Below are 12,194 nucleotides of genomic sequence, written 5' to 3'. Positions count from 1 at the left end.
GGCGCATGCTGCTGGCCTATGGCGTTGGCGATGCCGGCACCGGCATGGCCGCCTCGTTGATCGGCTTCTATCTGTTCATCTTCTATACCGCCGCCGCCGGGCTGCCCGCCTGGATGGCCGGGCTCGTGCTGATGCTGGCCCGCCTCTGGGACGCCATCAACGATCCGATCGTGGGCTGGCTCAGCGACAAGACCCGCAGCCCCTGGGGACCGCGCCTTCCCTGGATCCTGGGGAGCGCGATTCCGCTCGGCGCCGCCATGGCGATGATGTGGTGGCTTCCGCCTGGAAGCCTCTGGGTGAAGTTCACCTTCTTTGTCGCCATTTCGGTGGTGGCCAACAGCCTTTACACCTGCGTCAACCTGCCCTATGCGGCCCTGGCCGCCGAGCTAACCACCGACACCCGGCTGCGCACCAGGCTGAACACCGCCCGCTTCACCGGTTCGCTCATTGCCGGACTGGTGGGAATCGTGCTCGGAGGCCTGCTGCTCAGGAACCACGACGATGCCGGCAGCTACCTGAAGGTGGGTGTGCTCTCGGGCAGCATCATCGCGGTGTTCACCCTGCTCTGCGGCTGGGGCATCGCGCCGGCGGCCCGTCACTGCCAGAAGCCCAGCACTCAGAAGGGCTCGACCCGGCGGCTGTTGCTGCGCGTGGGGCGCAACAGCCGCTTCCTCAAGGTGCTCGGCCTCTACCTGATGCTCTGGTGCGCCCTGCAGATCATGCAGACCGCCGCCCTGATCTATCTGCCGGTGGTGATGCGGCTGCCGGAGAGCTGGAGCAACTGGATCCTGCTTCCCTTCCAGATCAGCGCGCTGGTGGGGCTGCAGATCTGGAACCGGTACTCCCATCACCAGGGCCGCATCAAGGCGTTGCATCGGGGGACGGCGCTCTGGATCGGCGGCTGCCTGCTCGCCATGGTGCTGGTCCCCCTCGATGCCGATCTCTCTCCGGTGGGCTCGGCCGCCAACGCTCTGCGTCTGGCCGCGCTGCTGATCGCGATCATGGTGGTGGGTGTGGGGGCGTCCACCGCCTACCTGATCCCCTGGGCCCTGCTGCCGGATGCCATCGACGCCGATCCGGAAAAGCCCGCCGGTCTATACAGCGCCTGGATGGTGTTCACCCAGAAGATCTGCATCAGCCTGGCCCTGTTCTCCTTCGGCAACCTGATGAGCCTGAGCGGCTACGTGGCCGCCAGGGGCATCGTCCAGCCCGACAGCGCCCTGATCGCGATCCGCCTGTGCATGGGGCTGATTCCGGCCACCCTGGTGGTGCTGGGTCTGGTGGTGATGCGCCGCTGGCCGGAGCGGGGTCTGCATCTGCTGCAGGCGCCCCCATGAGGCCCCCCCTGTGGCTGAGACGCCTGGGCGCCAGCTGCCTGATCGGCGGCCAGACGATCACGGCCATCGCCCGGGGCCGCATCAACCTCAATGACCTTTCCGAGCAGATGCTGGAGGCAGGGCCGGGCAGTTTCCTGATCGTGGCGATCACCGCGCTGGCCGCCGGCACCGTGTTCAACATCCAGGTGGCGGCCGAACTGACCAAGCAGGGCGCCGGTGTCGCGGTGGGGGGGATCCTGTCGGTGGGGCTGGCGCGGGAGATCGCCCCCCTGCTCACCGCCACCCTGCTGACCGGCAAGGTGGCCACGGCCTACGCCGCCCAGCTGGGCACCATGAAGGTCACCGAGCAGATCGACGCGATCACGATGCTGCGCACCGATCCGGTCGAGTATCTGGTGGTGCCCCGGGTGCTGGCCCTGGTGGTGATGGCACCGGTGCAGTGCATGGTGTTCTTCGTGGTCGGGGTGTGGTCGGGGCAGGTGAGCAGCACCTTCCTGTTCTCGGTTCCGCCCACCGTCTTCTGGAACTCCGTCCGCAGCTGGCTGGAGCCCAGCGATCTGCCTTCGATGCTGGTCAAGGCGGTGGTTTTCGGCCTGCAGATCGCCGTGATCGCCTGCGGCTGGGGCCTCACCACCAAGGGCGGCCCGAAGGAAGTGGGCACCAGCACCACCGGCGCCGTGGTGATGATCCTGGTCACGGTGAGCCTGATGGACGTGCTGCTCACCAAACTGCTGTTCGGCGAGTGACGCTGGCGTCCAAGTGATCCACCCGTCCACCAGCATGGAAAGACCCGTGCCCTTTCCGATCCAACGCCATGACCTCCCCCCCGGGAACCGCCCCCACCCCCCCCGACCTCGCCAGCTCACCGTTGGTGGGCCCCTCTCCGGCTGAAACCGCCGGGGTGATCCTCGCCCCGCGCCCCTGGGTGCCGATCGGCGTGCTGCTGCTGGCCCCCGCCAGCCTGCTGCTGTTGCTGCCCCGCTGGAGCGGGGCCCCCTGGTTGGCGGCGGCTGTGGGGGTGTTCGGCCTGTTCCTCCTGCTCCAGACCGCCCTGCTGCGGCTCCAGTTCGGCGACGATGCCCTGCTGGTCTGGCGGCGCAACACCCTGCTGCGCCGTTTCCCCTATGAGGACTGGCTGGGCTGGACCCTGTTCTGGTGGCCCCTGCCAGTGCTGTTCTATTTCCGTGAACAGCGCAGCATTCACCTGCTGCCGGTGTTGTTTGATGCCACCGCCCTGCGCCAGCAGCTGGAGCTGCACCTCAGCCCCTCGCGATGACCGACGCTTCTTCTCCCGCTCCCGAAACCCCGCCGCCCGCCTGGCAGGAGCTGGCGCTGCAGGAACTTCGCCTTCAACGCCAGCTCCTGGAGGAGGAGATCCGCGGCCTGGAAAGCCGCCGCGACCAGCTGGAGAAGGAGCTCACCAGCAGCTTCGCCGGCCAGTCGGATGCGATCGCACGGCGGTTGAAGGGCTTCCAGGACTACCTGGTGGTGGCCCTGCAGGACCTGGCCAGCCAGGCGGAGCAGATCGAGCTGGTGGCACCACCGGTGCTGGTGCAGCCCTCACCCCTCGATCAGCCAGGCCCCGCCTCTGCCGGAGCCGAACCGATGGCGGCGGAGGTGGCGGTGGCGTCGGTGGGCCTGTTCAACCAGGACGAGGCCCTGATCCGGAGCCAGCTGGAGAGCTTCCAAGGCCAGCCCGATTTCTATGCCGACCCCTGGAAGCTGCGCCGCAGCCTGGAGGCGCCCACCGCCGCCCTGCTCGAGGACTGGTTCCTCAACCAGGGCGGGCGGGGGGCCCAGGCCAGCACCGGCAGCCGCAACCGCAATGCCCTGGTGGTCGCCGCCGCCATCGCCATCCTGGGCGAGCTCTACGGCGAGCGCTTTCAGACCCTGGTGCTGGCCGGCCAGCCGGAGCGCCTCGGAGAATGGCGCCGGGGCCTTCAGGACTGCCTGGGACTCTCCCGGGAAGACTTCGGCCCCAACAGCGGCATCGTGCTGTTCGAGCGGCCCGATGCCCTGATCGAGCGGGCCGACCGGCTGGAGGAGCGGGGCGAGCTGCCATTCATCGTGGTCGATGGCAGCGAGCAGGTGGTGGACATCCCGATCCTGCAGTTTCCGCTCTGGCTGGCCTTCGCCGCCAGCCCGCAGGAGCTGGCCCTCGACGAGGACCTGCTGTGACGGCCCTGATCGCGCTGCTGGCGGGCTACCTGCTCGGCTCGATCCCGTTCGGCTGGCTGGCGGGGAAATGGTGGGCCGGGATTGACCTGCGCGAGCTGGGCTCCGGCTCCACAGGCGCCACCAACGTGCTGCGCCAGGTGGGCAAGGGCCCCGCCCTGGTGGTCTTCCTGCTCGATGTGCTCAAGGGCACCGCCGCCGTGCTGCTGGCCCGGGCCCTGCTGCAGCCGGCTGTCGTCAGCGCCAACACAGACTGGTTGGTGGTGGCGGCCGGCCTGGCCGCCCTGGCCGGCCACAGCTGGCCGATCTGGCTGGGGGGCAAGGGGGGGAAAGCCGTGGCCACCGGCCTGGGCATGCTGCTCGGGCTGGTGCCCGCCGTGGGACTGGCCTGCTTCGGCATCTTCCTGGCCACCCTGGCCATCAGCCGCATCGTCTCGTTGTCGAGCGTGGTGGCCGCCCTGAGCCTGCCGCTGCTGATGCTCGGCGAATTCGCCATGGCGGGAGGCGGCCTGCGGCCGGCCTTCCTCGCCCTGGCCATCCTCACCACCGTGCTGGTGGTGTGGCGGCACAGGGCGAACCTGCAGCGCCTGCTCGCCGGCACCGAGCCGAAGCTGGGCGAGAAACGGGCAGGGGGCTGAATCGTCCCGGCCGAATCGTCTGGTCCCTCAAGCTTCTGCCAGGGCCCTGCTCCGTTCAGCTGCCGCCAACACCGCCTCGATCAGGGCTGAGCGCACGCCGCCCTGCTCCAGCCGTCGCAGGGCGGCGATGGTGGTGCCGGCCGGGCTGGCCACCATGTCCTTGAGCTGGCCGGGATGGAGCCCCTGCTGCCGCAGCAGGGCGATGGAGCCGTCCAGCATCGCCAGGGCCGTGTCCAGGGCGAGGCTCCGGGGCAGACCCGCCGCCACGCCCCCATCGGCCAGGGCTTCGATCAGCAGCGCCGCCATCGCCGGCCCGGAGGAGGCGAGGGCAAGGAAGCCATCCAACTGGCGCTCGGGCAGCTCGACGACCTGTCCCAGCGCCTCGAACCAACGGCGCAGTTGATCGCGCTGCTCCTGCTCCACAGCCGCGCCCCAGGCCAGGCCGGTGATCCCGGCGCGCACCAGGCAGGGCGTGTTCGGCACCGCCCGTACCACCCTGGCATGGGGGAAGCACTGCTGCAGCCGTTGCAGGGTGACCCCGGCCAGGACCGAGACCAGCAGCGGGGGGCGAGCCGGATCAAACGGTGGAGCGGCGGCCGCCACCTGCTGCAGCTGTTGCGGTTTGACCGCCAGCAGGAGCACCGGCTGGTCCCAGGCGGGGCCTGGGTCCGTGCCGACGGTGACGCCCAGCTGCTTCTGCAGCCGCTGGGCCGAGGCAGAACTCGCCACGACGGCATGAACACCTTCGGGGCTGAGCTCCCCATGCTCCAGCAGTGGGATGAGCAGGGCCTGGGCCATCCGCCCCAGGCCGATCACGCCCAGGCCGGCGGGAGATGCCAAGCCGATCAGCCCAGACCCGTGCCGAGATCGGTGCGGCCCCAGGCTGGGCTGGGGGCGGCAGCGGTGTCGGCACCAAGATCGCGGGAGGGCACGATGGTGGGAGAGGAGGGTTCCTCTCCGGAGGCGGTGGTGACCGTGACACAGCTGGGGGCGAACAGGAAAATGCTCTCGCCGACCCTCTCCTGGTGGCCATCGATGGCATAGGTGCCACCGGCCACGAAATCCACGGCCCGCTGGGCCTGATCCGGCTCCATCATTGTGAGATTGATGATCACCGTCTTGCGGTCCCGCAGGGCCTGGATCGCCCGGGGCATTTCATCGAAGCTGCGGGGCTCCATCAGGGTGACTTCCGCTGCCGAGGAAGAAAGGCCGGGCATGCCCACCACCTTGCTGCCACCGAACGGATCCTGGCTGAGGAAATCGGAGGAGAGGGCCAGGGCACTGCCACTGTCTCCCTGGCCGGCGGCGGTGCCGCGGCTGGAGCCGACCGGCTGGGTGGTCTCACCGGCGTCGTAGTCGAGGTCGTCGTCGTAGTCGCCATCCAGGTAATCGTCACCAGAGACGACGGCACGCAGGCGAGAGAACAACGACACCTTAGAAATCCTTCGTGTTGATCTTGTCCTAAATAGCGTCCCATGCCAGCGGTGGCAACCGGTCGCACCCTCGACAAGCCTGTTCCGACACAACGCCTTCCCCCCTGGGCCAACCGAGCGGCGTCAGAGCGATCGGGATCCGAACAGCGCCGAGCCGAGCCGCACCCAGGTGCTGCCCGCCGCCGCCGCTTCCAACCAGTCGCCGCTCATGCCCATCGAGCGTTCCCTCAGCCCCAGACGGTCCGCCAAGGCCGCGCAGTCACGGAACAGCGCCGGGCGTTCCACGGGGGGCAGATCGATGGGCGCGATCGTCATCAATCCTTCCAGCCGCAGGGGTGCAAGCCCCTGGAGTTCGGGCCAGAGCCGCTCCAGCTCCGCCGGCTCGAACCCGGTCTTGCCCGGGTCGGGGCGCAGCTTCACCTGCAGGAACACCCTGGGGCTGAGGGCTTCCTCAGCGGCGATCCGCCGCAGCCGTTCCGCCAGCTCCAGGCTGTCGAGCGAGTGGATCGTGCCGAACTGACGCAGCACCCCCCGGGCCTTGTTGGCCTGCAGCCTGCCGATGAAGTGCCAATCCAATGGCTCGAGATCGCGCAGCTCGGCCTGCTTGGCCACTGCCTCCTGCAGACGGCTCTCGCCGAAGCTCTGCTGGCCCAGGGCCACCGCCCGGCGGATCCGATCGGCCGGCTGCCCCTTGCTCACCGCCAGCAGGCGGCATCCCGGGGGCAAGGCGGCGCGGATCCCGGAGAGTCGCTCCTCGAAGCCATCGCCCGCTGCGGCCATTGCACCGGCGGCAGCCATTTCAGATGAAGGTCTGGTCGAAAAGCTGGCGCCAACGCGGCAACTGGGCGCTGCCATCGCGGCGGGCCCTTGCCAGGTTCTGCTCCGCGTAGTGGCGGGCATCCATCAGGGGAATCACCTCGAACTGGGCGTTCCTCGCCTGCAACGTGACCAGGAAGAACATCCGCTGGGCATAGAGCGTGGCGAAGAGATCACGCCCTTCTCCCGCCGGCGCCACCCGATAGAGCAGGCCGAAGGTGGGGTGGTTGAGATAGCTCTCGGTACTCGCCTCTGCGCTCACTGAACGTTCTTAACGCTACCAATTACATCGCACCGTACTGCCAGCGCAATCCGAGCAACAGGAGCAGGGCAGCCCCTGCCACCAGATTGAGGCGCCGGGCCGCCCGCACCGCCAGGCGCAACTGACCGGGAGGCAGCCAGTGCCCCCCCCGGGCCATCAGGGCCTCGGCACCCTGCTCGGCCCGCAGCAGCAGGTTGGCCAGCAGCCTCTCCGCCACCGCCAGGACCAGCCCAAGGCTGGCCTTCCAGCCAAGGCTGCGCACGTTAACGGCGCGGGTGGCGATCGAGCGCAGCAGGTTCTGGAACTCCTCCTGAACCAGGGGCAGGAACCGAAGGGCCAGCAGCAGGGTGAAGCCGAGACGGTCCACCGGCAGGCCCAGGGCCTTCAGGGGCGCGATCGCCCAGCTCAGCGCCCAGACCAACTCCTCGGGCGGCGTGCAGACCAGCAGCAAGTTGGCGCTGTGGATCAGGGTGAACAGCAGGCTGGCGCTGTTCAGACCCAGTTCCGCCGAGCGGCGGTTCACCACCAGCGGCCCGATCGGCACAGGGCCGATCTGCACGGGCCCCCAGCGCACCAGCTCCCAGGCTTCGCCGGAGCGCTCGGGCGGGGACTGGCCCGCCGGGGTGGGCGCCAGGTGCAGCTCGGCGGGCGAACGGCTCAGGCTGGACGCAGGGACCGCTCCGGCTGGCACCAGGGCCGAGAGCAGTCCCACCAGCAGGCTGAGGCCCAGCAAGGTGGGCAGGCTGAGGCGCCACAGCCGCCAGGGCAGGCCGCTGCAGGCCGTGATCAACAGCAACAGCCCCACCAGGGCGAGGCGCCAAGCCGGCCCCGCCAGGATCGGCGTCATCAGGAAGGCGATGGTCCAGCCGAGCTTGAGGCGGGGGTCGAGGCGGCGCAGCCAACTGGTGTCCCCATCGACGAACTGGCCGATCGGGAGCTGCCGGAGCCAATCCATCAGGAAGGAGCCATCAGATCGGAACCTTCAGAAGGCCTCGGCGTGGGCCCCGTTGTGGGCGTCCATGCCGGCTTCGCTGTGCGCCTCGCTGTGGGCCTTCGAGCGAGCCTGCTGGCGGGCCAGTTCCTTGTCGGCGTCACGCTCCTGCTTGCCACGCCAGAACAACTTGATCGGCGAGCCATCGAAACCGAGGCCCTGGCGGATCTGACGTTCCACGTAGCGCCGGTAGGTGTCGCCGAACAGCTTCGGATCATTCACGAACAAGGTGAAGCTGGGTGGCCGGGTGGCCACCTGGGTGCCGTAATAGAGGCGACCCTGGCGGCCGCCGCGGCTGGTGGGGGGCGAGCGCCAGCTCAGGGCCTCCTGCAGCACCTCGTTCACCACCGAGGTGCTCACCCGACGGCGGTGCTGCTCCACCGCCAGAAAGGCTAGGGCGAAGATGCTCTCCACCCGCTGGCCGGTGAGGGCCGACGTGAACAGCATCGGCGCCCAATCGAGGAAGTAGAGCTTGGCGCGCAGCTCCTTCTCCATCGCTGGCATGGTGTGGCTGTCCTTCTCGATCGCATCCCACTTGTTCACCACGATCACGCAGGCGCGACCCTCTTCCTCGATCCGCCCGGCCACGCGCTGATCCTGCTCGGTGACGCCATCGAGGGCATCGATCACCAGCACGCACACATCACTGCGCTCCACCGCCTTGAAGCTGCGGGTGATGCCGAAGTACTCCGGGCCGTAGCTGACGCTGCGGCGGCGGCGGATGCCGGCGGTGTCGAGGATCTTCCAGGTGCGGCCCTCCCGCTCGATCGTGGTGTCGATCGTGTCGCGGGTGGTGCCGCGGATCGGGCTGACGATCGCCCGCGGCTCGCCGCAGATCGCGTTGAGCAGGCTGGATTTGCCCACATTGGGGCGGCCGATGATCGCCAGCTGGATCGGCTCCTCCGTGTCGACGTCCTCGGCCTTCGGCAGGAAGCCGATCACCTGATCGAGCAGGTCGCCCGTGCCAGCGCCATGGATGGCCGAGATCGGATGGGGCTCACCCAGGCCCAGCCCCCAGAAATCGGCGGCCATCGCCAGGCCCTGGTCGGGTGACTCGCACTTGTTCACCGCCAGCAGCACCGGACACGTCTGGCTGCGCAGCCAGTCGGCAATGGCCTGATCCGCCGCGGTGACGCCCTGCTGGCCATCGACGATCACCACCGCCACGGACGCCTCGGCCATGGCCAGGTTGGCCTGCTGGCGGATTTCGGGCAGGAATTCGCTGTCGTCATCAAAAACGAGGCCGCCGGTGTCCACCACCCGGAAGGTGCGATCCCCCCAGAAGCCTTCCTGGTAGGTGCGGTCGCGGGTCACACCGGGCTGATCGTGCACGATCGCCTCACGGCTCTTGCACAGCCTGTTCACCAGGGTGGACTTGCCCACATTGGGCCGGCCAATAATGGCGACGACGGGAAGCGCCAAAATCGCTTATCTCCTTCTTTTAACGACAGTTAGCTTCTTTGACCCTACAGAGCGGTGCCGCTGGGAGCTATCGGGCCTGCAGTGATTCTCCTTGCGCTCAGCGGATCGGCAGATCGCCGGGGTGGCCGCGCACCGGATCCGCCGGCACCTCCAGCAGAGCCGGCAGCGGGCCGGAGTCGGGCAGCGGCTCACCGCGCTCGGCCAGGTGGGCCAGCAGCCAGCTCACAGCGGTGGCCCGGCGGGTGCGGCGGGGGTAGAGCTCACCGATCCGGTAGCCGGCGAAGCCCAGCTGCTCCTTCAGCAACTGCTTGTGGGTCTTCGGGATCGAACGGGTGAGGGCGACGCTGGCGGGGCGCTCGGCGATCAGCTCGGGAGCGGTGGGAAAGGACTCCCGCCAGGGGGCGCCCGTGGCCGGGCCCGCGCTCCAGATTCCTGCGCCATCGGGCCCGTAACCCAGGCGCCGCCAGATCAGCTCACACACGAACCGGTCGCTGACGCGGTCGGCCAGCACCGCCTCCAGCAGCGCCTGGCTGAGGGGGTAGGGATCGGGGATGGTGGTGGCTGGATCGGGCGCCATCGGCTGGAGTCGCAGAATCGAATCACCATGATCACCGCCTCCCCCCTGCTGCTGGCCGGCAACGGCACGTCGCGCCAGCTGAACTGCCGGGTGCTGCAGTCACCCCTGGCGGGGGTGAGCGACCGCATCTTCCGGGGCCTGGTGCGCCGCTGGGCCTCCGATGCGCTGCTGTTCACGGAGATGGTGAACGCCACCAGCCTGGAGCTGGGTTTCGGCACCCAGAAGGTGGAGGAGCTCAGCTGTGAGAGTGGGCCGATCGGCGTGCAGCTGTTCGATCACCGGCCTGACGCCATGGCCGAGGCCGCCCGGCGCGCGGAGGCGGCCGGTGCCTTTCTGATCGACATCAACATGGGCTGCCCGGTGCGCAAGATCGCCCGCAAGGGGGGCGGCAGCGGCCTGATCCGCGATCCCGAGCTGGCGGCCCGGATCGTGGAGCGGGTGGCGGCGGCCGTGCGCATCCCCGTGACCGTGAAGACACGGTTGGGCTGGTGCGGGGGCTCAGACGATCCCGATCTGCGCGAATCGGCCGTGGCCTTTGCCCGCACCCTGCAGAACGCCGGCGCCCAGCTGCTCACCCTGCACGGCCGCACCCGCGAGCAGGGATTCAAGGGCCAGGCCGACTGGGCCGCCATCGCCCAGGTGAGACAGGCACTGGCCATTCCGCTGATCGCCAACGGCGACATCAACGGCCCCGAGGAGGCGCTGCGCTGCCTGGCGCTCACCGGCGCCGACGGGGTGATGGTGGGGCGGGGCACCATGGGCGCCCCCTGGCTGGTGGGCCAGATCGATGCCGGCCTGCGGGGCCTGCCGATTCCGCCCACCCCGGGGGCGCTGGAGCGGATCCGGCTGGCCCAGGAGCAGCTCCAGGCCCTGGTGGCGGCCAAGGGGAAGCACGGCCTGCTGATCGCCCGCAAGCACATGGGCTGGACCTGCCACGGCTTCGCCGGCGCGGCCCAGCTGCGCCATGACCTGATGCGGGCCCCCGATCCGGCTCAGGCCGAGGCGCTGCTGGAGGCGGCTGCAGATGGAGCTGACGAGGTGGCTGGGGCCGGTGCCGCCGGTGCCGGCGGGGGTGTGCGGCAGGTGCGCTGCTCGAAGTTGCAGGCGTAGATCGCCGGCTTCTGCCAGCTCAAGGGGATGTTGAGCAGATCGCGGGTGCCGGTGATCGCCAGCACCGCCAGCAGCACAGCAGTGAGCACCCCTGCGCTCACGTGCAGACGGCGGAAGCGCAGGGACTTGAAGATCTCCGGCTTGGCCGCCGTTGAGAAGAGCAGCAGACCGGTGAGGAGCACGCCGGCCCAGTAGTGGGAGCTCCAGAACTCGCCGGAGAAGGGGTTGTCGGAGAGGCGCCAGATCTCCGGTTGGCTGCCCAGCCCCAGCACCCCCGCCCAGGTGAGGAGGGCGAAGCTGGCCCGGTACGGCGCCTTCCTCACCCGCCAGAGGGCCAGCAGGCTGGCCAGGGTGCCGGCGCCCACCAGCAGCAGCAGGGCCAATCGGGTGCCGCCGCCGGCGAACGGCGTACCGGCGTCGAAGAACTTGGAGACGAAGGAATAGAGCAGGGCGATCAGCACCGCCACCACCACGCCACTGGTGAGCCAGCGGCCATGGTCGGCGTGCTCGACCCCAACGCTGGGCGGCTGGGGATGGATCTTGAGCCGCCGCTCCCGCGCCAGGATCCCCAGCCGGATCGTCGCGCCCACCACCGGGTAAACGAACAGGATGATCAGCACCGGATGGAGCAGCAGGAGCCAATCGGTGGCCGTCATGGAAGGGCGGAGCGAAGGACCTAGGGAAGCACTGGGGGCCAACCCTGGCGGACCAGCAGCAGCGAAAAGTAGGGCTGGCCCTCCGCCGGCACCTGCTCTCCCGCACAGAGCAGCTGGTCGGGCCAGCCCACCCGCCGGGCGAACAGGCTGGCCGCCAGCAGGCCCCGGCTCTCCAGCAGCGGCCGCACCCAGCTCCAGCGCGCCCCCAGCTTGAGCAGGGCCAGAACTGCCTCGGTTGCCTTGGCCATTTCCAGCAGCGTCTGCAGTTCACCAGGCGTTTGGGGGGTGGGGCGGATCAGCAGCGGCTCCTGCTGAAACGCCAAGGGCCAGGCCGCCGCCGCCGCCGCCGCCGCCACCGCCGTGATCCCTGGGATCAATCGCAGTGGGCAGCCGGGATGGCGCCGTCGCAGGGCCAGCACCACGTAGGAAGCGCTGGCATAGAGCGACACGTCGCCTTCGCAGAGCAGCACCACGGCATGGCCAGCCGCCACCTCCGCCGCCAGGGCATCGGCCGCGGCCCGCCAGGCCCGCTTGCGCGGTTCGGCCTCCTCCACCATCGGGAACACCAGGGGCAGATGCTGCTGCTGCGCCCCCAGCCAGGGGGCGGCGATCCGGGCCGCCATGCCTTCGGCCTCCAGCCGTGCCACCGGGTAGGCCACCATCGTGGCGGTCTGTATCGCCCGCACGGCCGCCACCGTGAGCAGGTCGGAATCGCCGGGGCCCACCCCCACAAGGGTCAGTCCCGGTTTCTGGGCCAGATCAGCTCCGATGCAGTCC

General features: G+C 69.4%; 14 protein-coding genes and 1 pseudogene. 6 read left to right on the top strand and 9 right to left on the bottom strand.

Going from position 1 to position 12,194, the window contains the following annotated elements; all coding sequences use genetic code 11:
* The first annotated feature begins 5 nt into the window (after positions 1-5).
* The 5 genes from KBY66_RS12125 to plsY all read left to right on the top strand — a co-directional run bounded on the left by KBY66_RS12125 (position 6) and on the right by plsY (position 4,150).
* On the top strand, positions 6-1,337 hold the full coding sequence (locus KBY66_RS12125; RefSeq protein WP_255089820.1) for an MFS transporter: 1,332 nt from the start codon (positions 6-8) through the stop codon (positions 1,335-1,337).
* Positions 1,334-2,083, top strand: coding sequence for an MlaE family ABC transporter permease (locus tag KBY66_RS12120; protein ID WP_255089818.1), 750 nt, complete (start codon positions 1,334-1,336; stop codon positions 2,081-2,083). The genes KBY66_RS12125 and KBY66_RS12120 overlap by 4 nt, the downstream gene beginning before the upstream one ends.
* A gap of 68 nt (positions 2,084-2,151) precedes the next feature.
* Positions 2,152-2,613 (top strand): DUF3119 family protein, encoded by a 462-nt coding sequence (locus KBY66_RS12115; RefSeq protein WP_255089817.1) that lies wholly within the window; start codon positions 2,152-2,154, stop codon positions 2,611-2,613.
* A complete protein-coding gene (locus tag KBY66_RS12110; protein WP_255089816.1) occupies positions 2,610-3,515 on the top strand; it encodes a DUF3086 domain-containing protein in 906 nt (301 codons plus the stop codon). The genes KBY66_RS12115 and KBY66_RS12110 overlap by 4 nt, the downstream gene beginning before the upstream one ends.
* Positions 3,512-4,150 (top strand): glycerol-3-phosphate 1-O-acyltransferase PlsY, encoded by a 639-nt coding sequence (gene plsY / locus KBY66_RS12105; RefSeq protein ID WP_255089815.1) that lies wholly within the window; start codon positions 3,512-3,514, stop codon positions 4,148-4,150. The genes KBY66_RS12110 and plsY overlap by 4 nt, the downstream gene beginning before the upstream one ends.
* Positions 4,151-4,177: 27 nt before the next feature.
* Here the strand turns inward: plsY and proC are convergent, their stop codons facing one another.
* The 7 genes and pseudogenes from proC to KBY66_RS12070 form a co-directional block, all read right to left on the bottom strand.
* A complete protein-coding gene (proC, locus tag KBY66_RS12100; RefSeq protein WP_399225399.1) occupies positions 4,178-4,948 on the bottom strand; it encodes a pyrroline-5-carboxylate reductase in 771 nt (256 codons plus the stop codon).
* 47 nt (positions 4,949-4,995) lie between these two features.
* Positions 4,996-5,583 carry a cell division protein SepF gene (locus KBY66_RS12095; protein ID WP_255089813.1) on the bottom strand — a complete coding sequence of 196 codons (588 nt, stop codon included), beginning with the start codon at positions 5,581-5,583 and terminating at the stop codon, positions 4,996-4,998.
* A gap of 123 nt (positions 5,584-5,706) precedes the next feature.
* On the bottom strand, positions 5,707-6,381 hold the full coding sequence (locus KBY66_RS12090) for a YggS family pyridoxal phosphate-dependent enzyme (protein ID WP_255089812.1): 675 nt from the start codon (positions 6,379-6,381) through the stop codon (positions 5,707-5,709).
* A 1-nt stretch (position 6,382) separates the two neighbouring features.
* On the bottom strand, positions 6,383-6,661 hold the full coding sequence (locus KBY66_RS12085) for a PipX family protein (RefSeq protein WP_255089810.1): 279 nt from the start codon (positions 6,659-6,661) through the stop codon (positions 6,383-6,385).
* Positions 6,662-6,683: 22 nt separating this feature from the next.
* A complete protein-coding gene (locus KBY66_RS12080) occupies positions 6,684-7,616 on the bottom strand; it encodes a CbiQ family ECF transporter T component (protein WP_255089809.1) in 933 nt (310 codons plus the stop codon).
* A gap of 102 nt (positions 7,617-7,718) precedes the next feature.
* A pseudogene (der, locus tag KBY66_RS12075) lies at positions 7,719-9,074 on the bottom strand (ribosome biogenesis GTPase Der); the annotation flags it as partial.
* Between the two features lie 97 nt (positions 9,075-9,171).
* Positions 9,172-9,651 carry a DUF1823 family protein gene (locus KBY66_RS12070; protein ID WP_255089807.1) on the bottom strand — a complete coding sequence of 160 codons (480 nt, stop codon included), beginning with the start codon at positions 9,649-9,651 and terminating at the stop codon, positions 9,172-9,174.
* Positions 9,652-9,678: 27 nt separating this feature from the next.
* On the opposite strand from KBY66_RS12070, the gene dusB reads away from it, so the two are divergent.
* Positions 9,679-10,761, top strand: a complete 1,083-nt coding sequence (gene dusB, locus KBY66_RS12065) for a tRNA dihydrouridine synthase DusB (RefSeq protein ID WP_255089805.1) — start codon at positions 9,679-9,681, stop codon at positions 10,759-10,761.
* Here dusB and KBY66_RS12060 read toward each other — a convergent pair.
* A complete protein-coding gene (locus KBY66_RS12060) occupies positions 10,644-11,417 on the bottom strand; it encodes a DUF4079 domain-containing protein (RefSeq protein WP_255089804.1) in 774 nt (257 codons plus the stop codon). The two genes, dusB and KBY66_RS12060, sit on opposite strands and share 118 nt — an antisense overlap.
* A 20-nt stretch (positions 11,418-11,437) precedes the next feature.
* Positions 11,438-12,148, bottom strand: coding sequence for a precorrin-2 C(20)-methyltransferase (cobI, locus tag KBY66_RS12055; protein ID WP_255089857.1), 711 nt, complete (start codon positions 12,146-12,148; stop codon positions 11,438-11,440).
* Positions 12,149-12,194: the final 46 nt, after the last annotated feature.

It is taken from the genome of Synechococcus sp. Tobar12-5m-g, assembly GCF_024345415.1.
Classification (GTDB): Bacteria; Cyanobacteriota; Cyanobacteriia; order PCC-6307; family Cyanobiaceae; genus Regnicoccus.
The sequence above is the reverse complement of the archived record's forward strand: the minus strand, read 5'-3'. Positions and strand labels throughout refer to the sequence as shown.

Excerpts from the sequence above, each read along its gene's own strand:
- dusB (WP_255089805.1), top strand. The coding sequence starts at position 9,679 with ATGATCACCGCCTCCCCCCTGCTGCTGGCCGGCAACGGCACGTCGCGC.
- proC (WP_399225399.1), bottom strand. The coding sequence starts at position 4,948 with ATGGCCCAGGCCCTGCTCATCCCACTGCTGGAGCATGGGGAGCTCAGC.
- KBY66_RS12060 (WP_255089804.1), bottom strand. The coding sequence starts at position 11,417 with ATGACGGCCACCGATTGGCTCCTGCTGCTCCATCCGGTGCTGATCATC.
- KBY66_RS12110 (WP_255089816.1), top strand. The coding sequence starts at position 2,610 with ATGACCGACGCTTCTTCTCCCGCTCCCGAAACCCCGCCGCCCGCCTGG.
- KBY66_RS12080 (WP_255089809.1), bottom strand. The coding sequence starts at position 7,616 with ATGGATTGGCTCCGGCAGCTCCCGATCGGCCAGTTCGTCGATGGGGAC.
- KBY66_RS12120 (WP_255089818.1), top strand. The coding sequence starts at position 1,334 with ATGAGGCCCCCCCTGTGGCTGAGACGCCTGGGCGCCAGCTGCCTGATC.
- KBY66_RS12115 (WP_255089817.1), top strand. The coding sequence starts at position 2,152 with ATGACCTCCCCCCCGGGAACCGCCCCCACCCCCCCCGACCTCGCCAGC.
- KBY66_RS12070 (WP_255089807.1), bottom strand. The coding sequence starts at position 9,651 with ATGGCGCCCGATCCAGCCACCACCATCCCCGATCCCTACCCCCTCAGC.
- KBY66_RS12090 (WP_255089812.1), bottom strand. The coding sequence starts at position 6,381 with ATGGCTGCCGCCGGTGCAATGGCCGCAGCGGGCGATGGCTTCGAGGAG.
- KBY66_RS12125 (WP_255089820.1), top strand. The coding sequence starts at position 6 with ATGCTGCTGGCCTATGGCGTTGGCGATGCCGGCACCGGCATGGCCGCC.